General features: G+C 29.8%; 27 protein-coding genes and 3 tRNA genes. 3 read left to right on the top strand and 27 right to left on the bottom strand.

Going from position 1 to position 23,036, the window contains the following annotated elements; translation table 11 throughout:
* Position 1: 1 nt before the first annotated feature.
* The 5 genes from mltG to DB313_RS03690 form a co-directional block, all read right to left on the bottom strand.
* A complete protein-coding gene (gene mltG / locus DB313_RS03710; protein WP_174220868.1) occupies positions 2 to 1,042 on the bottom strand; it encodes an endolytic transglycosylase MltG in 1,041 nt (346 codons plus the stop codon).
* A gap of 195 nt (positions 1,043 to 1,237) precedes the next feature.
* A tRNA-Tyr gene (locus tag DB313_RS03705) sits at positions 1,238 to 1,319 on the bottom strand.
* Between the two features lie 4 nt (positions 1,320 to 1,323).
* Positions 1,324 to 1,397 (bottom strand) — tRNA-Thr (locus DB313_RS03700).
* Between the two features lie 69 nt (positions 1,398 to 1,466).
* The gene (locus DB313_RS03695) at positions 1,467 to 1,790 is read right to left on the bottom strand and encodes a hypothetical protein (protein WP_120104477.1); all 324 of its coding nucleotides are present in this window, start codon (positions 1,788 to 1,790) and stop codon (positions 1,467 to 1,469) included.
* A 6-nt stretch (positions 1,791 to 1,796) separates the two neighbouring features.
* The gene (locus DB313_RS03690; RefSeq protein ID WP_120104476.1) at positions 1,797 to 3,560 is read right to left on the bottom strand and encodes a hypothetical protein; all 1,764 of its coding nucleotides are present in this window, start codon (positions 3,558 to 3,560) and stop codon (positions 1,797 to 1,799) included.
* A gap of 122 nt (positions 3,561 to 3,682) precedes the next feature.
* Here DB313_RS03690 and DB313_RS03685 point away from each other — a divergent pair, with 122 nt between their 5' ends.
* The gene (locus DB313_RS03685) at positions 3,683 to 4,915 is read left to right on the top strand and encodes a CCA tRNA nucleotidyltransferase (protein WP_120104475.1); all 1,233 of its coding nucleotides are present in this window, start codon (positions 3,683 to 3,685) and stop codon (positions 4,913 to 4,915) included.
* On the opposite strand, the gene rnc is transcribed toward DB313_RS03685, so the two are convergent.
* The 15 genes from rnc to DB313_RS03610 form a co-directional block, all read right to left on the bottom strand.
* The gene (gene rnc, locus DB313_RS03680) at positions 4,887 to 5,603 is read right to left on the bottom strand and encodes a ribonuclease III (protein WP_120104474.1); all 717 of its coding nucleotides are present in this window, start codon (positions 5,601 to 5,603) and stop codon (positions 4,887 to 4,889) included. The two genes, DB313_RS03685 and rnc, sit on opposite strands and share 29 nt — an antisense overlap.
* 19 nt (positions 5,604 to 5,622) lie before the next feature.
* Positions 5,623 to 5,865: an acyl carrier protein gene (acpP, locus tag DB313_RS03675; RefSeq protein WP_120104473.1), complete on the bottom strand. Its 243-nt coding sequence runs from the start codon at positions 5,863 to 5,865 to the stop codon at positions 5,623 to 5,625.
* 22 nt (positions 5,866 to 5,887) lie between these two features.
* Positions 5,888 to 6,070, bottom strand: a complete 183-nt coding sequence (gene rpmF / locus DB313_RS03670) for a 50S ribosomal protein L32 (protein WP_120104472.1) — start codon at positions 6,068 to 6,070, stop codon at positions 5,888 to 5,890.
* Positions 6,071 to 6,120: 50 nt separating this feature from the next.
* Positions 6,121 to 6,618 (bottom strand): pantetheine-phosphate adenylyltransferase, encoded by a 498-nt coding sequence (gene coaD, locus DB313_RS03665; RefSeq protein ID WP_120104471.1) that lies wholly within the window; start codon positions 6,616 to 6,618, stop codon positions 6,121 to 6,123.
* A 2-nt stretch (positions 6,619 to 6,620) separates the two neighbouring features.
* Complete coding sequence (locus DB313_RS03660) at positions 6,621 to 7,157, bottom strand: hypothetical protein (RefSeq protein WP_120104470.1); 537 nt, start codon at positions 7,155 to 7,157, stop codon at positions 6,621 to 6,623.
* Between the two features lie 125 nt (positions 7,158 to 7,282).
* The gene (gene rplS, locus DB313_RS03655) at positions 7,283 to 7,645 is read right to left on the bottom strand and encodes a 50S ribosomal protein L19 (protein WP_120104469.1); all 363 of its coding nucleotides are present in this window, start codon (positions 7,643 to 7,645) and stop codon (positions 7,283 to 7,285) included.
* On the bottom strand, positions 7,623 to 8,342 hold the full coding sequence (gene trmD / locus DB313_RS03650; RefSeq protein ID WP_120104468.1) for a tRNA (guanosine(37)-N1)-methyltransferase TrmD: 720 nt from the start codon (positions 8,340 to 8,342) through the stop codon (positions 7,623 to 7,625). Before trmD ends, rplS begins: the two co-directional genes overlap by 23 nt.
* Positions 8,339 to 8,839, bottom strand: coding sequence for a ribosome maturation factor RimM (rimM, locus tag DB313_RS03645; protein WP_120104467.1), 501 nt, complete (start codon positions 8,837 to 8,839; stop codon positions 8,339 to 8,341). The genes trmD and rimM overlap by 4 nt, the downstream gene beginning before the upstream one ends.
* Before the next feature lie 3 nt (positions 8,840 to 8,842).
* Positions 8,843 to 9,091 (bottom strand): KH domain-containing protein, encoded by a 249-nt coding sequence (locus tag DB313_RS03640; protein WP_120104466.1) that lies wholly within the window; start codon positions 9,089 to 9,091, stop codon positions 8,843 to 8,845.
* A gap of 9 nt (positions 9,092 to 9,100) precedes the next feature.
* Positions 9,101 to 9,352 carry a 30S ribosomal protein S16 gene (gene rpsP / locus DB313_RS03635; RefSeq protein ID WP_120104465.1) on the bottom strand — a complete coding sequence of 84 codons (252 nt, stop codon included), beginning with the start codon at positions 9,350 to 9,352 and terminating at the stop codon, positions 9,101 to 9,103.
* Entirely contained in the window at positions 9,349 to 10,698 is a 1,350-nt protein-coding gene (gene ffh / locus DB313_RS03630; RefSeq protein WP_120104464.1) for a signal recognition particle protein, read from the bottom strand. The genes rpsP and ffh overlap by 4 nt, the downstream gene beginning before the upstream one ends.
* 59 nt (positions 10,699 to 10,757) lie before the next feature.
* Positions 10,758 to 11,966: a host adaptation transcriptional regulator BadR gene (gene badR, locus DB313_RS03625; RefSeq protein WP_120104463.1), complete on the bottom strand. Its 1,209-nt coding sequence runs from the start codon at positions 11,964 to 11,966 to the stop codon at positions 10,758 to 10,760.
* Positions 11,967 to 12,291: 325 nt separating this feature from the next.
* The gene (locus DB313_RS03620) at positions 12,292 to 12,600 is read right to left on the bottom strand and encodes a DUF6693 family protein (protein WP_120104462.1); all 309 of its coding nucleotides are present in this window, start codon (positions 12,598 to 12,600) and stop codon (positions 12,292 to 12,294) included.
* An 86-nt stretch (positions 12,601 to 12,686) separates the two neighbouring features.
* Positions 12,687 to 14,690 carry an elongation factor G gene (gene fusA / locus DB313_RS03615; RefSeq protein WP_174220850.1) on the bottom strand — a complete coding sequence of 668 codons (2,004 nt, stop codon included), beginning with the start codon at positions 14,688 to 14,690 and terminating at the stop codon, positions 12,687 to 12,689.
* Positions 14,691 to 14,820: 130 nt separating this feature from the next.
* Positions 14,821 to 15,402 carry a Dps family protein gene (locus DB313_RS03610; protein ID WP_120104460.1) on the bottom strand — a complete coding sequence of 194 codons (582 nt, stop codon included), beginning with the start codon at positions 15,400 to 15,402 and terminating at the stop codon, positions 14,821 to 14,823.
* A gap of 69 nt (positions 15,403 to 15,471) precedes the next feature.
* On the opposite strand from DB313_RS03610, the gene DB313_RS03605 reads away from it, so the two are divergent.
* Positions 15,472 to 15,924, top strand: coding sequence for a CAP domain-containing protein (locus DB313_RS03605; RefSeq protein ID WP_120104459.1), 453 nt, complete (start codon positions 15,472 to 15,474; stop codon positions 15,922 to 15,924).
* A gap of 44 nt (positions 15,925 to 15,968) precedes the next feature.
* Positions 15,969 to 16,042, top strand: a tRNA-Val gene (locus tag DB313_RS03600).
* A gap of 16 nt (positions 16,043 to 16,058) precedes the next feature.
* Here the strand turns inward: DB313_RS03600 and DB313_RS03595 are convergent.
* From DB313_RS03595 to DB313_RS03565, 7 genes are read right to left on the bottom strand one after another with little or no spacing between them, the layout of a single operon-like run.
* On the bottom strand, positions 16,059 to 16,718 hold the full coding sequence (locus tag DB313_RS03595; RefSeq protein ID WP_161555014.1) for an MBL fold metallo-hydrolase: 660 nt from the start codon (positions 16,716 to 16,718) through the stop codon (positions 16,059 to 16,061).
* A 21-nt stretch (positions 16,719 to 16,739) separates the two neighbouring features.
* Positions 16,740 to 17,633: a mevalonate kinase gene (mvk, locus tag DB313_RS03590; RefSeq protein ID WP_120104457.1), complete on the bottom strand. Its 894-nt coding sequence runs from the start codon at positions 17,631 to 17,633 to the stop codon at positions 16,740 to 16,742.
* A gap of 6 nt (positions 17,634 to 17,639) precedes the next feature.
* Positions 17,640 to 18,578: a GHMP family kinase ATP-binding protein gene (locus DB313_RS03585; RefSeq protein ID WP_120104456.1), complete on the bottom strand. Its 939-nt coding sequence runs from the start codon at positions 18,576 to 18,578 to the stop codon at positions 17,640 to 17,642.
* Positions 18,569 to 19,507, bottom strand: coding sequence for a diphosphomevalonate decarboxylase (mvaD, locus tag DB313_RS03580; protein ID WP_120104455.1), 939 nt, complete (start codon positions 19,505 to 19,507; stop codon positions 18,569 to 18,571). The genes DB313_RS03585 and mvaD overlap by 10 nt, the downstream gene beginning before the upstream one ends.
* Positions 19,504 to 20,757: a hydroxymethylglutaryl-CoA reductase, degradative gene (locus DB313_RS03575; RefSeq protein ID WP_120104454.1), complete on the bottom strand. Its 1,254-nt coding sequence runs from the start codon at positions 20,755 to 20,757 to the stop codon at positions 19,504 to 19,506. The genes mvaD and DB313_RS03575 overlap by 4 nt, the downstream gene beginning before the upstream one ends.
* On the bottom strand, positions 20,747 to 21,811 hold the full coding sequence (gene fni / locus DB313_RS03570; protein WP_174220867.1) for a type 2 isopentenyl-diphosphate Delta-isomerase: 1,065 nt from the start codon (positions 21,809 to 21,811) through the stop codon (positions 20,747 to 20,749). The genes DB313_RS03575 and fni overlap by 11 nt, the downstream gene beginning before the upstream one ends.
* A complete protein-coding gene (locus DB313_RS03565) occupies positions 21,795 to 23,018 on the bottom strand; it encodes a hydroxymethylglutaryl-CoA synthase (protein ID WP_120104453.1) in 1,224 nt (407 codons plus the stop codon). The genes fni and DB313_RS03565 overlap by 17 nt, the downstream gene beginning before the upstream one ends.
* Positions 23,019 to 23,036 lie beyond the last annotated feature (18 nt).

The following is a 23,036-nucleotide window of genomic DNA, read 5'->3' as shown; positions in this document are numbered from 1 at the left end:
TTCAATCCTTAGTAACAAAATTATAAATATAACTATTTGCAGCTAAGAGATGGTCACTATAGCCTGAAGAAAATTTATGAGTTCCAGTCTTAGGATTTTTTAAAACAAAAAATAAATAATTTGTTTTATCCGGGAAAAAAGCTGCCCGCAAAGATACAGCACCTGCATTAGAAATTGGAGTTGGAGGATAACCTCTGTTGACATAAGTATTATAATCAGACTTAATCTCTAAATCTGAAAAATAAATCCTCCTAGGATGAGGCCTTTTTAACTCTTCAGTAATAATATACTCAACCGTAGCACAAGATTGCAAAGCCATATTAGACTTTATCCTATTGTAAAAAACAGAAGCCATTACTGCTGCTTCACTCTTAACTCTATATTCTCTCTCTACAATAGAAGCAATAATTACTCTATGATAAAGATCTTCACTAGAATAAGACTTATAATCTATTCCCATAGAAATAAGTTTACTAAAAAAATTACCAACAAAAACTCGAATTATTTCTTTCATGTCCATATCCTTATAAAATTTATAAGTATCTGGAAATAAAAACCCTTCAAGAGAATAATAATCAAGTCCAAGCTCATTAATAAATCTAGCATCATTTATCAAATCAACAAAACTCTGAACATCATCAATAATACCAAATTTACTAAGCTTTAAAGCTATCCTTCTGGCCGTATATCCCTCAGGTATCGTAACACTAATGTCAAGCGCAGGACTTCCCTTCAAAAGCTCCTTATACACATCAAAGGTTGAAAAATTCCTACTAATTAAATATTTGCCTTCTTTAAAATTTTTATCACTATCAAAAAGATAGGAAATAGCTACCAACAGTTTCTCAGATCTAATAAATCCTTGCCTTTTAAGCTCCCTAGCTATCCTCTTTACTCCCCATCCTTTCTGAACTTCAAATTCATATAACAATTCAGATTCAAAAGGAGAAGAATTTAAAAAATATAAAAAAAATGCTAAGATAAAAAGTATAATAATCAAAACAAAAGAAGAAATAAAAAAATTTTTTATTTTCATAAGAATTTAAAATCTCTTTACAAGAGTAACACTCTCACATACTTTGCTTAAAAACCTAAAAAGTAAATCTCCTATATAAAACACAAATACTCACCTATAATTATTAAAATGAACATCAAAAACCAAAAGAAATCCAACTTTTAACATAAATAAAGCAAAGAAAACCCAAAACTCTTACAATACCAACAGACTGTCTTAAATTGGGGAGGGTGGGATTCGAACCCACGTAGGCAATGCCAACAGATTTACAGTCTGCCCCGGTTAACCACTTCGGTACCGCCCCAAAAAGCCGACTGTCGGATTCGAACCGACGACCTGCGGTTTACAAGACCGCTGCTCTGGCCAGCTGAGCTAAGTCGGCATAACACTAATGGCTAGTTTATAATAAATAAAGGATATTAGTCAATAGTAAGTTTTTAAAATCAACAAGCTACATACCAACAGAAAGAAAAATTTTTATAAAAAAAGCAAAAAAACAAACTATAAAACTAGAAACCAAAATCACATAATACCTAATCTTTTTTCTCATAAGCAAATAAAAAAATATTAATCTGGTAGCCTCAAGTCCAAAAGAAACAGAGCTTAGTACAATCGCAAAATCAAGAGAAAACTCTTGAAAAGAGTACATAAAAGTATTATAAGCACCTGCCAAAAACATAAATAAACTAAGTAAAGAATTTAAAAATAATATTATTACCAAACCTCTAATAAAAATTGATAACAATCTAAATTTATCTGTCCTAAAAGCTCTCATAATAATCTATAAACTCTCAAGTATAAAAAGAGTTTGGTCTATTAGAGATAAAACATTACTAATAACATAAGCTAAGCTAATGCTTTCATTATCTCCTGTAGATAATTTATAAGAAGTATTTAAAGCACTTTGTATGAAAGTATTACTGTTTTCTAAAAGAATACAATACCTTTTCCTAAGGTCAATAAAACAATCTATAAAATTAAGAACTAATTTTTCAATATAACAATTCTCATTCAAGCACCATTCCAAAATTTTCTCCCTACAAGAATTATCATTATCTTCCTGACTACATCGCTCATATTCTTCATTTTTATAATTAATCTCAAAACAAAAATCATAAATTTCCTTTCTCATCAAATTAACATTTTTCTCAAGAGCAACATAAGCACTTCTCAATTCAACATTATTTACAAGCACCACATTAGCTACAGTTTTTAATACTTCCATCATTCTTACATCATAAATGGTCTTAAAGAATTCATTCATAAAGTAAAGTTTTTTAAAGTTAGAATATTCAATTTTAAGGCCTATAAAAATTATATTATTTAAATCCACAATAATACTATAATTTTTAATTAAACTCTTAATCTCTTTATTCATAAGAATTTTTAAGTCCGAATCATGCCTACTAATAATCTGGCCACTAACATTTAAGAACAAAATATTTTCATAAAAACTTTTAAGATCTAGATACGAAACACATTTCTTAGGTTGTAAAACTGGATTTTTATAATAAAGTTTAAAAACTTCCATATAAGGCAAAGTTTTTGCCAAACTAATAATGTTTGACATAATGTTTAAAACATTTTTATACATTATGTCAAACTTTAAAAGACTCTCATCCCCCAAAATTTCATCCTCATTGGAATCTATTGTTAAAAAATAATGTCTAATAATAATTTTTAAGATTTCTTCATTCACTTCAATATCTCTTAATGTATGCAAAATGTCAAAGAAAGAATTAAGATATTTATCAACACTATCAAAACTAGCATTACCTAAGCCATTAAAGTTAACAATATCTAAATTCTCATTATCATCTAAAAATTCTATGTTAAAGAAAGAAAAAAAAGACTTATAAGGAAAAAAGGCAACACTATTTAGAACATAAAAAAATTTAAATATATCTTCTACTGTTTTATATGTTTGCAAAGGAATTAAATTAACATAAGCACTAATGTTTGTTTTAATAGCATACTCTAAATCATTCTGACTTGTATCTTTTTTCAAATATTTCTCATATTCTTCCGAGTCTAAAAAATCTTCCATTTTATGCTTAAAATCAGGAATTTTACTATTAATAACTTCAAACATTGCCCTCTCAACAGAATTTCTGTCATCTAAAATCTGAAAAAATTTCTTAAGTTTCATAGAATAACGATACAATCCAAAAAACATCTCTACAAAACCCATATATAAAATTCTCTTTCTAAAATCTATTACAGGCTTTTTGTAAATGTTGTTAATACCATTTTCCAAGCTTTTTAGATAATAATTTTTATATATATCTTTCTTACTAATATCTTTTTGAAAAAACTTTAAAATAGATATCCATATCCTTACTAAAAAGGATTCCCCCTTTAAATTCTCTGACAGAAAATTTTCAACTTGTAATGCAGAATCTGAGTCCAAACGACTAGAATTATTCATAAACAATCCTGAAGAATTTAAGCTTAGATTTTTTTTAATCTCATTTATTAGTCTAACCCTTGATTCTTTTGAAAGCTTGGCAATAGAGTCACGTATATTAATTTCAATCTTGTTCATAAACCTCCATTTATAAAAAATTAAACCAAAATTTAACAAATACTTTTTTATAAATTTCAGGATAAATTAAAATTATAGTCTAGTTATAGAAAAATCAGTATTTCAATATAATATATTTTGGTATGAATTTAGGATCTAATAGTAAAGACATAATAAGTATTGGTAAAATTTTCAATAATAATAACTATGATTTTTTCCTAGTAGGAGGTGCTTTAAGAGATTTACTCCTTAAAAAGATACCTTATGATTTTGACTTTACAACTAATGCAACTCCAGAAGAAATAATGCAACTATTTCCAAACAACATACAAACAGGTATCAAACATGGAACAATAAGTATAATTTTTAATAAAAAAATTTTTGAAGTTACTACTTATAGAATAGACAAAGAATATGAAAATAAAAGATTTCCCAAAAAAATAGAATTTACAAAAAGTTTAAATGAAGACCTAAAAAGAAGAGATTTTACAATAAACTCAATTGTAATGAATATACTCAACTGTAAAATAATAGATTATTACAATGGGGAAAGAGACCTTAATAAAAAAATAATCAAATGTATAGGTGATGCGAATAAAAGGTTTGAAGAGGATGCTCTTAGAATATTAAGAGCATCAAGATTTGCATCTACGCTTGACTTTATAATAGATAAGCAAACATTAATCTCTATGAAATACAAAAAAGAAAACATCTTACTCTTATCAAAGGAAAGAATAAATAATGAATTTATTAAACTTTTAGAAGGAAAAAATCCAATAAAGGGAATCAACTATCTACAAAAAGTAAACTTTTTCAAATATTTCTTTAATATGGAAATAAATAAAAAATTAAAAAACAAAATTACCCTCTTAGAGAAAAAAAAATTTTATCTCAAAGCAATAGTTATTCTTACAATCAAACAAGACGCACTGCCCTTAAGAGATACTTTAAAATTACTTAAATTTTCCAACAAAGATATAAAATTAATCTTATTCTATAAATGCATTTTTAATGAAATTAACACTTCTCAAATCAAAACATTAAAAGACATAAGAATACTGCTAAGTAAGGCAACCAAAGAAGATTATAAGGAAATATTTGATATATATAAAGCTCTTAAAGGCAAAGATCACAAACTCAAATTCATATTAAATAAAATCAAAAGCAAAAAATTAACAAATAATCCATTATCTTTAAAAGAATTAGCAATAAATGGTGATGACATTAAAAAGCTTAAAATAACAGAAAGTAAAAATATTGGACAAATACTAAACAATTTATTAGATAAAGTACTAAGTAATCCTAAATTAAATAAAAAAGAAATTCTACTAAAAGAGGTAAAGCAAATCAAAGGTCAATATTCTCAACATTCTTAAGTGCCATCTCAGCGGCTCTCATCTCAGCTTCTTTTTTAGATTTTCCCTTGCCATTTGATATAAATTTATCATCAACATAAAGTTCCACACAAAAAATCTTATTATGGTCAGGACCTATCTCTTTGGCTAATTTATAACTTGGTGAAATCTTATATTTCTTTTGAACATATTCTTGAAAAAGACTTTTATAATCCTTAAAATCCCCACGATTAAACATCAATCTTATATGTACATCAAAAAGCTCTACCACAAAAGCCGAAACTTTTAAAAACCCACTATCAAGATAAAGAGCCCCAACAAAAGCTTCAATAGCATCAGCAAGAATGCCCTTCTTATTCCGTCCATCATTACTCTCCTCTCCCCGACCAAGTAAAAGATAACTTCCAAGGTCAAGTTCTCGAGCAAGACTAGAAAGAGAATCTTCACTTACAATATAAGATCTAGCTTTACTAAGCTCACCCTCACTCTTCTCAGGATACAATCTATATAAATAATCTGTAATAATAAGGTTGAGAACAGAATCTCCTAAAAACTCTAATCTCTCATTATTAATAGACTTTTGTTCTAGTTCATTAGCATATGATGAATGGCTTAAAGCTGTATTTAACAAATCAAAATCATTAAAACCAATATGCAAACTCATTAAAAATTCATCTAATTGTTTCTTCCGTTCCTCATCAAACTTCATCCAATAGGACTCCTTTTAATTAATCCTTCCTCTTCTCAATAAAGGTAACAACATCACCTACCGTTTCAAACTCACTAGCTTCATTTTCTGGAATCTTATCATCAAATGCTTCCTCTAGTAAATATAAAAGTTCATAAATATCAAGGCTGTCTGCTCCAAGATCTTCAACAAACCTAGACTCCATAGTGATTTCATCTTCCCTTTTATCAAGCTGCTCAGATATAATAGACCTAATCTTTTTAAAAATTTCACTTTGTTCCATAAATACACAATCCTCGTTCAATCTACAAACCCAATTCTAAATATTGATTATTTCTATAATAACCACACTTTAAGCAAACCCTATGCCTTACACCAAGATTACCACAGTTTGAACATTCTTGCAGTTGTGGTATTTTTTTCCTCATATTTATACTACGCCTTGTCCTACTTCTAGACTTTGAAGGCTTAAACTTTGGAACAGCCATTTCTTTGTCTCCTTACAAATAACAAATTTATCTTAATAATATATATATTATTAAGACCATTTGTCAATAAATTTAGATTTTAACTTATTTTGAACTAATTCCGGAACAAACCTTGAGAGATCAAAATTTTTATTTTTTATTAATTCTTTAACAAAATCTGACCTTACAAACAAATATTTAGAACTACTCGGCAGAAAAACTGTATCTATCTCAGAATTAAGTTCACTATTAATGATATACCTCTCAAACTCACACTCAAAATCATGAAAAGCCCTAATACCTCTTACAATAAACCTAGCACTATTCTTTAAAGCATAATCAACAATTAATCCATTATGCTTATCTACAAATATTTTTGCAATAGATAAAGTCTTTATAACCTCACAAGTGAGTTCAAACCTCTCAACATCACTAAGTAAATAACTTTTACTACTATTCTTAGCAACAAGAACAATAACCTTATCAAAAATAAGTGAAGCTCTCTTCACTAAATCAATATGTCCCCAAGTAATAGGATCAAATGAACCAGGAAATACTGCTATTCTCATAATCAATATAATTTAAATCCTTTATTCATATCTTCAAGAATTTTTTTTCTCCAAAGAGGACGGTCTTCTAAATTTTCAAAATCTATTTCTCTAATTATCTTAAAAGCTAAATTACTCCCTCTAATAAGTTTGTTAACAACAAAAAATTTACCAATTCCTCTATACACCAGATCTTCATTCTTTAAAAGATTATTTTCTAGCCTTACCTTATTAATGGCACAATCAAAATGTATAGGTTTATCTTCATTATCAAATTTCATAGACATACAGGAAGCAAGCTCTTTGATTTGTTTCTCACATAAAGGGCAAATCTTTGTAGTAATTATTCGCGTTCTAAATCCTCTGTCTAATTCTTTTGGTTTATTAACCTTATGATTTCCCTGCTTGCTAAAATGAGTATTAACAGATTTATTATTCGTACCAAAAGATTCAATCTTTTGTTTTTTAATATCAGGTCTTGTCTTTTTTCTCTTCCAATAAGGAACTCTATTAATTTTTTGAAAATTATTTCGATTATCATTGCCTTGCCCAGATTTCAACCATTATCTCCTTCATTTATACCAAAAAATAAGCATTAATCTCTTTAAGGCTAAAAATAGAAACAAGAAAATATCCTAAATAATTTAAATTATTTAACATACTTAATATCTGAAAAATACTTATATTATTTAAGTTTCTTAATGTCAAGACGCTCCTTTACCTTCATAGCAGCCTTACCAATTCTACCTCTCATATAATAAAGCTTAGCCTTCCTTACCTTTCCTCGCTTTAAAACCTGAACCTTCTCTATAATAGGAGAATGCATTGGAAATATTTTTTCAACTCCAATCCCCGAAGAAATCTTTCTAACCAAAAAAGTTTGCCCAATACCTTTATTTTGAATAGAAATAACAAGTCCTTCAAAATTTTGGGTCCTCTCATTACTTCCCTCAATAATCCTATAGCTAACACGCACAGTGTCTCCTACTCTAAAATCAAAAACTTCTGTTCTCTTTTCCTTAGCTTCAATTTGCTTTATTAGATCCATTATCTTCTCCCTTCACTTCTAAATATTTAAGGTACAAATCATATCGATTCTTCTTTGTTTTTTCAACAGCCTTAATAAACCTCCATCTCCTTATTTCTTCATGATGCCCTGAAAGAAGTACACTAGGCACTTCCATTCCCTTAAACTCATAAGGCCTGGTATAATGAGGATATTCAAGAAGACTATACTCACTACCAAAAGACTCCTCAATCAAGGATTTTGGATTTATTACACCATCTAATAATCTATATATACTATCTATTAAAACAAGAGCAGCAACTTCACCTGAAGAGAGTACATAATCTCCAACTGAAATTTCAAAATCAACATACAAATCAATGACACGTTGATCTAGCCCTTCATATCTTCCACAAATTATAACAAGTTCCTTTTCCCTTGACAAGTCATAGGCTAATTTCTGATTATACTTTAAACCAGACGGACTTAAAAATATTGTAGTTTTATCTTTTGAATTCACATAATCAAGAGCATCTGACACAGGTTGAGCCTTTAAAACCATTCCTGCACCACCACCATAAGATATATCATCACACCTTTTATGTTTATCTTTAGAAAAATCACGAATAGAAATAAGTTCATAACTCACAATACCTCTATCCACAACTTTCTTCATTATTGAATTTTCAAAAAATGGAGCAATTATTGACGGAAATAAAGAAAGAATAGTAATTTTCATCTTAAAAGCTCTAACATTTTAAGCTCAATAGTTTTCAATTCTCTATTAATCTCACCAAGATAAATTTCTAAAAAGGGAATAAAAAATAATTTATCCCCTGCCTTAACTTCAAGAAGAACAGAATTTCCACATTCCAAAAAAGAAACAACAACTCCTAATTTTTCCCCACTGCTTACAATGCTATAACCAATAAGTTCTCCAAAATAATATTCACCTTCCTCCAACTTAGATGCAAATTCATCACCCACCCATAATTCAAAACCAATCAAATCTTTAATATTCTCAGGGGAATTAAATTCTTCAAATTTTAATAACAACACATTATTAATTAAGGATACATTTTCAACCTTAACCTCAATTGAAGAACAACATTTTTTCTTTAAAATTAATTTATTTCCCTTTAGCCCTAAAAACCCATCAAAATCATTGGATATGCTTTTAACCTTAGCATATCCATTAATTCCATAAGACGACATTATTACGCCTTTTATAAACATAAATTAGTCCAAAATTTCTAGCTGAACTCTCCTATTTGTCTTTGCAGCGCAAGCACTAAGTAACGTCCTAATAGCCCTTGCAATGCGACCTCTTCTCCCTATTATCTTTCCAACATCACTTGTAGAAACTCTCAATTCCAAAATAGTTGACTTTTCACCCTCAACCACATTTAATTTAACCTCATCTCTTTTATCTACAAGAGATTTTACTACAAACTCTATAAGTTCTATTTCGTTGCCGTATTCTTTCATTAAGTCCTCCTAATTCTCTTCTTTAAACCCATTTTTATTTAAAAGTTTCTTAACTGTATCACTTGGAATAGCTCCTTTACTTATCCAATCTTTGAATTTATTTTCATTTATTTTAATTTGATTTTGTTTTTCAACAGGATGATAGTACCCAAGTTCTTCAATAGCTCGTCCATCTCTAGGCGAAGCAGAATCCATCACTACAATTCGATAATAAGGCCTTTTCTTTGCCCCCATCCTTTTCAATCTTATTCTAACACTCAATTTATCATTCCTCCTTTTCCTCCCAAAAGAGATGCTATCTTATTTTGAAAGCTTTTATTTTTCATTTTTTTCATCATTAAAGTTGTCTGACTAAACTTTTTAATAAGTTTATTTACCTCAAAAACTGTTGTCCCACTTCCCAAAGCTATTCTTCTCTTCCTCGAAGGATTATTTAAAAAAACAGGATTTAATCTCTCTTTTTTAGTCATAGAACAAATGATTGCCTCCTCTCTCTTAAGCTCACTCTCATTAACTTTAGAACTCAACATTTCTGAAGAAACACCCGGAAGCATTCCCATTAAACTAGAGACTCCACCCATATCCTTCATGTATTTAAATTGACTTAAGTAATCTTCAAAATTAAAATTAGCCTTCTTAATCTTCTCTTCAAGTTTTAATGCTTCTTCCTTATCTATAACAGCTTGAGCCTTCTCAACAAGACCAACAACATCGCCCATACCAAGAATGCGTGAAGCAACTCTATCTGGATAAAAAATATCAAGATCTTCCGGCTTCTCTCCAATCCCCACAAATTTAATAGGAGCCCCACAAATAGTCTTAAGCGATATAACTGCTCCGCCCCTAGCATCAGAATCAAATTTTGTGAAAATTACACCTGTAATTCCAACTCTATCATTAAATTCTTTTGCAATATTTACAGCAATCTGACCTGTCATAGCATCGGCCACTAATATTGTTTCCACAGGAGCCAACATTTCCTTAATTTCTTTTATTTCTCTTAATAATAACTCTTCAACTTCAAGACGACCTCTAGTATCTACTATCACAGTATCGAAAAGCTCCACTCTAGCATATTTAACAGCTTCCTCTACAACCCTAATAGGATTTTCCTCACCCTCAAGCGCAAAAACAGAAATACCAATTTGACTACCCAGAATCTTTAATTGATCAACTGCGGCCGCTCTAAAAGTATCTGCAGCTACAAGAAGAACTTTTCTATTCTCTTTTTTAAGTCTCATTGCAAGTTTTGCACAAGTCGTAGTTTTACCAGAACCCTGAAGACCAACCATCAAAATACATGATTGTTTATTAACAGGATTTAGAATAAGTTCAGAATGCCTATCTCCCAGAAAACTTACAAGTTTATCATTAACAATCTTAATAAACTGAGACTTAGGATCAACATTCCTTAAAACTTTAATTCCCTTCGCCTCTTCGACAACAGAATTTATAAAACGTCTAACAACCCTTAAATTAACATCAGCATCAATTAAAGCACTCTTAATAGTGTCTACAGCCTCTTCAATATTTTTTTCACTTATTACAGATTTTCCAGAAACATACTTTACAAAATTCCTAAAACCTGCACCTAGATCATCAAACACTAAAAATTATCCTCATTTGAAAAAATGTTACAAAGTATACAATACAAAAAAAGAAAATATTAATCAATATCTCCTCCTGTTAAATAAAACTTATTAAAAATAACGCTAGATGCAGGGCCAATAACGGATACTTCCGTATCAAGAGAACTAAGCTTTAATATGATACTCTCTTTATTTAACTTTTTGATTTCCTCTTTTAATAAGTCAAAAAAGCTTTTAAGCTTAAAGCTTTGCCCATAAAGCACCAAATAATTAAAATCAAGAACTCTTTGAATATTTATAATAACTATTGCTAAATACTTTACTGTATCCTCCATTATTTTCCGTACAAATTCATATTTTTCATGAAGAGAAAAAATATCATATATAGTAACTTTTTTAAGCCTACCTTCATATTTGTCATAAAGCTCAGGTATCTCCCCATTCATAAATTCTTTTGATATTAAACGTTGGAGTGCAAAATTAGATATCAACATATTAACACACCCCTTATTCCCACAAGTAGGACAATTTTTCTCACCTCCATAATCAATAACCATATGACTAACCATGCCAGATTTATTATTAAATCCAGAATAAACATTACCCTCAGACCAAATAGAAAGCTCAGCAGTATCCGTATAATCAAAAAACATGATATTATCTACATTTTTACCCATAAATTCAGCAAGAGAAAGGTTTTTAACATAACTTTCAAGATACACTGTAAGTGAAAAATATTCCTCTAATATAGCCTTAACGGGAACATCCTTTTCAATCCATGCTCCATGACTATCATTAACAATACCAGATTCCTTATCCTTAATTATTCCAGTAATACTAAATCCTAGTCCAATAAACTTATCTCTTGAAAAATTATGCTTCCATATAATCTCAATCATATGATCCTTAATTTTTTCCAAAATTTCATAAGCACTAACTGGAGGTTCAAAAGAATAAGTTTCACTTATTAAAACCTCACATTTAAGATTTGCAATTCCTATTTGAAAATAATTACTAGAGATAATTACTCCCATTGAATATGCAAAATCCTTATTAATGTCAAGAAGTATTTCTTTTCGTCCATGTTTTTTAATATCCGTTTCTTTTGAGCCAACTTCAACTAAAATACTTTCCTTAATCATCTGATTAGTAAGAATTGTAACAGCAGCATTTGTTAATGATAATTTACGAGCTAAATCTGTTCTTGAATGCTGCATATTTTTTAAGCTAAGGAGTATCTTTTTTCTATTGCCACCTCTAATTGAAACCATGTTCTCACCTTGCATAACATAACCTCCTTTTATTTTTAAAATAAAAAAATATTAATAATAAGACATGATATCAAAAAACCACCCTAATATTCTAGTAGAACTTAAAAGACAAAAAATCTTTTTTTTAAAGAATAAAATTATATTTTAATATTATTACAATATAAATAACAAAATGTTTAAATATTAGAGCTCACACACTTAAATATAAAGTTTAAAATCTTAAAAGAATAAAAAATGAAATTATGAAACAAATATGTAGATTTTTATTCAGACCCAACTTTTAACTAGTTGGATCTGAATAAAAATAAGAAAATTGAACCTACATTTTTGCCGTTAAAAATTAATCTGCAAAACGTGTATGCTCAACTTTCCATTTTGCAACCCTAACTCCTATCCACAAAGTATAAATTCCGAAGGTAATAAAGCAAAGAATCCACCAAACAATCCAATGCCCCAAAAGATTTGCTCCATCTCCATTAAACTTTAAACGACGTCCTTCAATAACAGTATGATCAACATGAAACTTGCACACCATACAATAAGCCCAAGGAAAACAAAACCCAAGGGTAAAACAAGTCATAAAGGCTGCTCCCATATATACACAAACTGATTCAAAAACACTCCCATCAAAATATGATTTACTTGACATGTTAAAATGCTCCTTAATTTATTATTTTTAATAAAACTAAAATAGTTTCTTTTTAATAAATACAACATTTTCAACAATAATCAATCTCACTTTTCCCTAAAGTAAGAAAATTCCATAGTAAAGACTCCCCTCCCCTTAGTAGAGCTTCTTAAAGTAGAAGTATACCCAAAAAGTTTTTCAAAAGCTGCCTCGGCTTTTATTATCTCACAATCCTCAACATTACTAATAGAATGAATAATTCCACCAATATAATTTAATGTAGAAACAACTTCTCCTGTATATTCAATAGGAGTTCTAATTTCTAAAATCATTATCGGTTCTAGCTTAATAGGATTAGCCCTTTTGAAAAGCTCATGGAAAGCAAGCCCTGCTATTGACTCAACAGCAAACTCACTAATCTTGCCTTTATCATAATTTAATGAAGTAATCTTAACTCCTGTATCTATAATAGGATATCCAATAACACCACTTGAAAAAGCAGAAGTAATTCCTTTAACTATTACAGCTCTAAACAAAGGATCAATATCACATTTAAAATCAATTTTATTACCTTCGCCCCTATTTAAAGGACTAATAACCATACCAATTTTTAAGTTAAGCTCTTTACCTGCAAAAATATTACTAAACTCAAATACATCATCAATCTCTAAACTCAAACTCTCTCTATAACTTACCTGAGGCCTTCCCGTATAAACATTAAGTTTAAACTCATCTCTAATTCTTGTAATAATAATATCAAGATGTAACTCCCCCATTCCAGAAACAAGTAGTTGTCCTGTCTCCTTACTTTCTTTATAACTAAAAGTAGGATCTTCTCTAGCTATTATCTCAAGCACTTCTTTAAGCCTAGAATCATCAGACGTCCTTTCCGGCTCAATAGATATTAATACAACTGGCTCTGGAAATATTAAAGGCTCAAGTAAAATTTCATTTCCCTCCTCAACAAGAGTATCTCCCGTTACAGAATGCCTAAGCCCAATAACTGCTCCAATATCTCCTGCCTTAACCTCATCAATCTGCTCATTTTTATTTGAAAAAACCCTAAAAATTCTTGTAAACTTTTCAAGCTTATTCTTAGCAACATTAATAACCTTTTTTGACGAATTAATTTCACCTGAATACACTCTAATAAAATAAAGATGTGCAGCAATTGCACTAAAATATTGAACTTTAAAAACAAGTGCCGATAACTTTCCCTCATGACTAGGATCAATTAGTATGTCTTTATTCTCTTTTAAAGAATATGCATTAAAACTTTTCTCAAAAGGACCTGGAAGATAATCCACAACAGCATCTATTAAAGGTTCTATCCCAATATTTTTAAGACTAGTTCCCATTAAAACAGGTATAATAGATCCGCTAATAGTATTCTTTCTAATCTCTTCTACTATAAGAGAATTGTCAATATCAGTATTTTCAAGAAAAAGTTCAGTAATCCTCTCACTAAAATTACTAAGAGCATCTATTAACCTCTCTTTAAAAATTTTAACATCTTCAGCAAGCTCTTCACGAACCTCCCTCTCAATCACAACCGGCTTACCATCTTCAAGCTCAAAATGCAATTCTTTATTGCCAATAATATCTATTACTCCTTCAAAATTATTCTCACTCCCAATTGGAATCTGCAAGATTATTGGAGTAATATTAAACTTATTTTTTATATCCTCAACAACCTTAAAAAAATCAGCGCCTACTCTATCCATTTTATTAATATAAGCAAGTCTTGGAATTCCATACTTTGACGCTTGTTTCCATACTGTTTCCGTTTGTGCCTGTACTCCATCAACAGCACTAAAAATAACAACCCCTCCATCAAGAACACGAAGAGATCTCTCAACCTCAGCTGTAAAATCAACATGCCCAGGAGTATCAATAATATTTATCTGATGCCCTCGCCAATAACAAGTAATAGCAGCAGAACTAATTGTAATGCCTCTATCTTGTTCTTGAGCCATCCAGTCAGTAACTGTATTACCAGAATCAACATTTCCTATCTTATGAGTTTTGCCAGTATAGTATATTATCCTTTCTGTAGTAGTAGTTTTTCCAGCATCAATATGTGCCATAATTCCAATATTCCTAATTTCCATAGAGCCCTCAAACATAAGATTAAAGCTATAGACTTACTATAGCTTTATCTAAATCAAATATAATTATATTATTAATTAACACATATAAAAATAAATTTTTAAAATTATTTTTTATGTCATACCAAAAAGATTAATGTTTATCTTTACAACACTCATCTTCATGACACGGACATTCACATGAATCCTTATCCTCGCATAAATCACTTTTCTTCCCCTCGTGACATGGGCATTCACAATGGTTTACCAAAGATTTATACATCCATAAATATTTTTCAAGAGCTACCATAATATCATCTAAAACATTAGCCGTTCCATAATCAGATGCATCATCAACAATACCTCTTGTTTCAAAAATATTTTTAAGAATGTGACTAAGATCACGAACAATACTGTTCACTGAAAGAACAAAATCTGAGGTTGACTCCATACCAAGTTCCTTAATAAAAGAGCTTTTAGCAAATTCAGAATATCTAAACTCAGAATCATAACCCAACGCTCTAGATCTCTCAGCTAAAACATCAATAACCTCTGCAATGTATTCATAAAGTTTTTGTGTTTTTTTATGAATCACAAAAAAATTAACATCTTTTATATTCCAATGAATACCTCTTAAATTAGAATAAAAAACATGAAGCCCTGATAACAGCTCTTGAAGCTTTAAGTTTATCTTATCTGAATCATCCTTTTTTAAATAATCTAAATGATTTAACATATTTCCTCCCTATTAAAATCAATTAGATGTATGGTATGATAATATCATTTTATTATAGGTAAGGTAATTATGCAAAGAAAAATCATTTTCATTATTTTAATTCTTACAACTCAATTTATCCCATTAAGTGCAGATCAAGACCTACAATTTCTGTACTCCTCCATTCATAAATTAAGAGATAGCCTAAATTTAAAAAAATTAGAAATAGATGAAACTCTTGAGATGGTAGCAAAAGAATACATAACAAACCTTAGTAAACATAATGTATTAACACATACTCTTTTTGGAACAACTCCACTACAAAGAGTTAAAAAATACGACAAATATTTTTGCAGAATAAAAGAAATTCTAGCAGCGGAAATGGATGTTAAAGATGTAACAGATGCTTGGCTTAAAAGCCCACCTCACAAAGAAGCTCTTTTAAATAAAGATACAAGTAGGATGGGTGGACATATTTTACAAACACAGAATAATAAATACATATTCATAATCATCTTTGGAGAAAAATTTCAAACAAATTGACATAAATAAAACTTATCCTATATAATAACTCTTAGCATTAAAAGGGGTTCATAGCTCAGTTGGTCAGAGCGCCTGCCTTACAAGCAGGATGTCGGGGGTTCGACTCCCTCTGGACCCAAAATTCTTTTTTACGATTAAGTTTTTTGTGCTTTAATAAAGCTTATGTTTAAGTTTCTCTCTTGTTCTATATTAGTAGAAAATCCATGACCCGGATATATTTTAAAATTACTCTCCACTACGCTATTAATCTTCTTTAAACTAGAACATAAAACACCATAATCCCCATGAAAAAAATCTGTCCTACCAATAGAACCCCTGAAAAGTACATCCCCTGAAAAAAACATATCTGCTATTCTATAAGAAAGACTTCCTGGAGAATGCCCTGGAACAAAAAAAATCTCAACTTTACTACCTAAAAATTCAACCAAATCACCTTCACAAACAAATTTATATTCAAAAACAATGTCTTTTTCAAGATAAAAAATATTATCTCCCCTTAAATAAGAAAGATTATCTTTGGGTGAAAAAAATCCATTAAAATCATTTTTATGAAGATATACCTTAATGTCTTTATATTTATTTAATAAAAAAGGCAATCCTCCAATATGATCGAAATGTGTATGAGTTAAAAATAAATTTTTAGGAATAAGCTCCTCACTCTCTAAAAAATCCATCAACTTAATGGGATTCTCTCCAATATCAATAATAGAAGCATCTCTTATGCTTTTATCTTTACTATAAATAACATACACATTAGTTCTAGCTTCACCTAATATAAAATTCTTTAACTTCAAAATATTTTCCCTATCGTAAACTTACACTTTAAATACTCTAAGCTTTAAAATCAAGCTAATATTATTCTTATCTAAATCTTTACTCAATTTTTTCAAGGCCAATCTAGCCTCATGTTCTTCTTTAAAAGCTAAAATAAAAGCTCCACCTCGCCCTGCACCACTCAATTTACCAGCAAGAGCTTTAAATTCTCTCCCTCTTTTTATTATATAATCAAGGGAATCTGAGGATAAATCTAAAGAATTTAAGCAGTTATTTGCAATATTTATATTATTGACTAAAGAACAAAAATCTCGCCTAGAAAAAGCAGAATAAGAATCTTTAGCAATGACTCCTAACTCTTCAACAATTTCAAATAAACTGTTATTAAGAGATATTTTTTGATTTAAATCAGATATTATTTTACTAGTTTCAACTTCCCTTTTTACCGCTCCTATCAAGAAGTAAAAATCACAAGGTTCTATTTTTTGAGCACTCAAAGCATTATTATTATTTTCTAAATAAAAAGTTCCATTTAACTCAATTAGTAAAATATCCATGCCAGAAGACTTCCCATGAAAAATATTTTCAATTTCACGTGCCAGCAATATTTTATCGAAAGTTTCATATTCCTTATGCGTTATAATATATTCGGCAAAACATAAGCTAAGACTAGCAGAAGAGCCAAGACCAACTCCAACTGGAACCTCTGAAAATATTAAAAATTCGATAGGCCTAACTTTATTAAATCTCTTATTAATAAAATGTATTACTTTATCTATTTTTAAAGAAGGAGCTCCTAAGTACTTCCAAGAATTAGAAAACATATAGACTAAATACATGTAAAGGGGCATTGTTGTACCAATGACTGGAAAACCATAAACAGCACTATGTTCGCCCAAGAATATTATTTTAGAAGGTTTTTTGATTACAAACATCCGCTTTTAAAATCTGACACCATCCAAATCTAAATTTATTGAATCAATATCAAATTGCTTAAAAACTTCAAAATTTGGTTTATAAACTAAAAAAGTTTCATTTCCAGCTCCCAAAGCTTTAATTAAACAACATTCCTTCTTAAGATAAGCAAGACTTAAAGGTAGATCAGCAGAAATCCCTATCCTTTTCCCAATTTCTAATCCCAAATTCTTAGCTTCCTTTAAACTAGACAGAAAACAAGAATAAGAATTATTTGATTTAAGAACAATTTCTCTCATCATAATATTCATATTCTCTATAAAATCAATTAAAGAAGCTCTATGTTCATTGTATTTAATAATTGAACTAGTAGTTTTCACTGTTTTACTACCCTGCATTAAATAAAACTCACTAAAATCTATTTTCTCTAAAAGTTTATATGTAGGTACATTCCCTCCCTTAAATTGAACAACACCCCCAAAAATGCTAGTTGCAATATCATACCCACTACCCATACCCCCTTGAGCATATCTATAAGCTTCTAGGCAGTACATAAAAATCTTATCTTTTTCAAAATGATTAATGTTACTCAATAGTAAAAAAATCCCAGAAACAATTCCAACAGCAACAACTGCACTAGACCCAAATCCCTTCTTTACGCCACTATTCAAAAAAAAACCACTCGTATCAATATAAACATCACAAGAAAAATCTTCTAAATTAACAAAATATTTTTGTTGTAAATATCTATACATTTTAAAAACGAAATCATTTTCATTTTCTATTAAAGCAAAATCCTCAATTTTAGTTTTCCTACTAAAAAAACGCCACCTACTACTCCTTTTAAAAGTAAAATAAGCTCTCTCACTAATTGCTATTGAAAGTCCAAGACCACCTTCTTCCAAGATAGAATATTCGCCCATTAAAAGTAAATTACCAGGCACAGAAAAATTAATTAAATCCATTCCAATCCACTTCCAATCTTTGAGACAACAAAATTAACATCCCTAAAATTTCTATTAAGTCCATCTAAAATTAATTTTAAATCTTTCCTCAAGCAAAATATCTTCACCTGTGGACCAGCATCCATCGTCTCAAAAACAGGAATACCACTACCCCTAAGAGTAGCAACATATTTTATTAATTCTATAGTACTACTTTTAAAATAAATAATAGAAGATGACAACATTAAAGCAAACATATCCTGATAACTCTTTACAATATTGAGTCCAAGCCTATAAAAATCGCCTTTTAAAAAAAAATATAAAGCTTCCTTAAATATTTTTCGACTAGACTTAATCCAAGCATCCCAATAAAATTCATTCTGCATGCAAATCTTCATGGCAACTCTTGAAGAAATCTCTTTTTCCCTACTGTCAACTATAGCAAATATTATGCACAAATCATTAAAATGATTGCCATTATTTATATGAAATGCACTTCTAGCTCCTTCCTTTAAAATTGTAAATCCACCATAAATAGCTCTGGCTCCTGATGCTGACCCTACTCTTGCAAGCTCTGAAGCTTTTTGATGAGAATATTGATTAAAGTATTTTAAAATACAGGCAGAAATAGATGCAAAACCAGAACTTGAACTTGCAAGCCCTGCAGCTGTTGGAAAATTATTCTTACTACTAACTTTAAAACCAACATTTGGTTCATTTAAGATTTTTCTTGCATAATTGAAAAACCTTGTCTCTCTATCCTTCAAGATAACATTCTTTGAATTTAGAATTATTTCATCCTTATCTGAAATTTCAAGTTCACTTGTTGAATAAAATTTATCAACACTTACAGCAATGCTAGAGGTAGCTGGAATATTTAGCAAAATATCCCTTTTCCCCCAATACTTAATTAACGCTAAGCTAGCGTTAACCTTGCATCCAACCTTCATTTTGCTCTTAATTCCTCTAAAACATTAAGACCAAAATCAAGAGAATAAACTTCATTATGCCTCATTTTCAATAATATTTTTTCTCTCTCATCACTAGTTATATTATAATCCCTTTCAAGCATATATAAAATCTTATTAGCATGCAATCTCATATGTCCCTTTTGAATTCCATCAAGAGCAAGCGCCCTTAAAGCTGCAAAATTACTTGCAAGTCCAACACAAGAGAGTACACCCATAAATTCCTTTTTAGTATCTATGCCCATAATCTTAAAGCTCAATATACCAGCTTCATGAGTACTTACAGCTCCTCCTTTAACTCCAACTTGTAAAGGAATCTCTATCTCTCCAACTAAATTATCCCCTAAGAGATAAAATTTACTAAGAGGTAAATACTTGCCACTCCTTGATGCAAACTTATGTATGCATGCCTCAAGAGCTCTTGTATCATTAAGTGTTGCAACACATAATCCCGTAATTCCATTCATAATCCCCTTATTGTGAGTAACAGCACGCTCTTCTTCAAAAAAGCCTATCTTAGATATCAGAGAAATATTTTGAGCCAAGTTTAAAGATTCATCTGCATCTTCAAGCATTTCACTAATATTTAATTTAAAATTAGCTTTTACAATAAACTCATTTAAATCATTGCTTAAAATTTTTAAAACACATTCATATCCAAACTCCAAAGTAAGATGATGTGCTACTCTCTCAGCCACTGCATTAAGCAAATTTGAACCCATAGCATCGCAAGTATCAATATAAATATTTAACTTTTGAATACCAATTTCCCCAATGAACTTAGTTGTAATTCTTTTAAGTCCTCCACCTCTCTTTTCCATATTACATAAAAGAGGTTTAGACCAAATATCAATTTTATCAAAAAGGGCAAGCACTATATTACTTAAATCTTTATTTGTCTTGATATATATTTGAGAAATACCTAATACCTCACCTACAGAATATGCTAAATTAGCATTCTCAAGTATTTTGGCTGCACCATTTAATGCAGCTATAACTGAAGGTTCTTCTGTGGCAATAGGTATAGCATAATATTTGCCATTTATCTTTAAATTCTTAACAATACCAATAGGTAAGGACAAATAACCAACATAATTTTCTATCATACTGAAAAGAAAATCTTCATCAACAGAATCATAAAAGTAATCACTTACACCTAACTTTAAAAGACTCTTTATTTCTTCTCTTTTCTCTGTAGTACTTTTATTTCTAAAATTTTCACTAAGTCTCATAAAAATCTTTAAATTGTTTTAAATTTAACAACAAAGGATAACTTAAATAATATTTATTTGACCTAAATTCTGATATATCTTTACTATTACTTAAAAGCATAGACATTTTTAAAACATATTTATAATCACTTAAAAGCTTATACACAGCATCCTCACCACCAGCATAAAAAGTTTTAAGAATGGCGGATGCAATACCTACTAATTTAGCTCCAAGAGCAATTCCTTTTGCAATATCCATTCCATTCTCATATCCACCTGATGCAAATACTTTATCTTTAAGAGAATCATTAATACTCATCAATGTTAAAACTGAAGAAATACCCCAATTAGAGAAACAAGAAGCAACATCCAAATTTCCCTCCTTAATTCCTTCAACCAAAACCCAATTAGTCCCACCACTACCTGCAAGATCAACATAAGATACGCCAAAGTTTAACAAGCTAACAACTGTCTCAGGTAACATTCCAAAACCTGTTTCCTTCACAATTACCGGCAAACTTGACGAAGAACAAAGCCTAGCTATTGAATCCTTTATTCCTTTAAAACTTCTCTCCCCCTTAGAATTCATTAATTCTTGTCCTGTATTCAAGTGTACAATCACAGCATCAACCTCAAGCCTCTTATTCATCTCAATTATTTTTAAAATTCCAAATTCTCTTACCTGAGTAGCACCAATATTTGAAAATAAAGGAATATTATTAGCATATTTCCTTAATGCAAAATCTTTAATATATTCAGGATATTTAAATAAGAGTTTAAAAGAGCCCAAACCCAGTGGAATTTTTAAATCATTTGAAATATTAACAAGAGACTTATTAAACTTATTCCCTTCTCTAATACCTCCTGTCATTGATGATATAAAAATAGGCATATCAATTTTGTAACCCAATATGCTCTCACTAGTATCTATCTCATCAAAATCAAGTTCGCTGAGTGCATCATGTTTTAAATTAACAAAACTTAAAAGATTATCACTCTTACTAACATCTTCCTTTTTTAAACAAATCTCAATGTGTCGTCTCTTATTTTCTAATATATTAGGCTCGATACCCATAAACTCGGTATCCATCATCTCTGATTTCTTTCAAGTAAAATCCATAAGATTCGCCTGGAACTATCTTATTTTCAAAAAAATCCCTATATTCATCAAAATTTGCATTGTGTCTTATAGATAAAACTTTATCGACATTCCAAGTTTTAACAACAGAATGTGCATCATTCTCTACTGTAAGCTCATAAATAACCATAATATTACCAGAACCATAAGAACAAAAAAGTATTTTTTCTCCACTAATATCTTTCTTTGAAAATACTCGTTTTAAATAAGTCATCAAAGATAAAAATATTGAACCTGTATACAAATTTCCAACTTCCTTAGAAGCCTCAATAGAATCATAAAAATCTATTGACTCTAAATAAGCATTGCACACAGACTCGTCCTCACTATAATATTTCTTTAAAATATAATGCATTGAATCTATAGGCATTTTTGCAAAAGGTACATGCAAAACAAATCTATATTTAGAAAATAAATCTTTAACACTCATATTTTTCTTATACGCAAAATTTAACAAGGCCTCTTCATTTGCTCTATTGTAGCATTCAATAGAGTAGCGCCCCTTTACCTTAGCCTCAAGACTCCCAAATGGCCTAAAAAAATCATCGACATCATCCGTATAAACCCCAAATTCAGATAAATTAATAGATAATACCTTAGGATTCTGCTCAATAAGAATAGCCACAGCTCCAGCTCCCTGAGTAATTTCAGCTGTAGTAAGATTGCTGTAATGCGCAATATCACTAGAAAATACTATTCCATATTCAGACTTATCCAGGTGACTCAACATACTTGCAGCGCTATGCAAAGAAAGTGCGGTACCTGCACATGCATGTTGAACTTGATAGGTCAAAAAATTGTCTTTTAAACAAATACCAGCCGTTTTAAGAGCTCCATAGACATAAGACGATATTGACTTTGAATAATCGACTCCAGTTTCAGTTCCACCTAAAAACACTCTCATCCTTTCTAAATTAAGATCATTATTATCAAAAATAAACTTAACAGCAGCGCTAGCCATAGTAACGCTATCTTCATTAGGTCTTGTAAATCTAAATCCTTTCTGAAGGGTTGAATCTATTGCTCTATTAAATTTCCTAAAAAAATTTTCATCAGACTTATATAAAGAATTTTCTAAAAGAACAGAAAAATCCAAATAATTTAAAGGCAAAAAAAACCTAATATCACTTATACCTACTCTCATCGCCCCCCCCTACCAAAA

The organism is Borrelia turcica IST7 (genome assembly GCF_003606285.1).
Classification (GTDB): domain Bacteria; phylum Spirochaetota; class Spirochaetia; order Borreliales; family Borreliaceae; genus Borrelia; species Borrelia turcica.
This window is presented reverse-complemented; position numbering and strand designations above follow the sequence as displayed.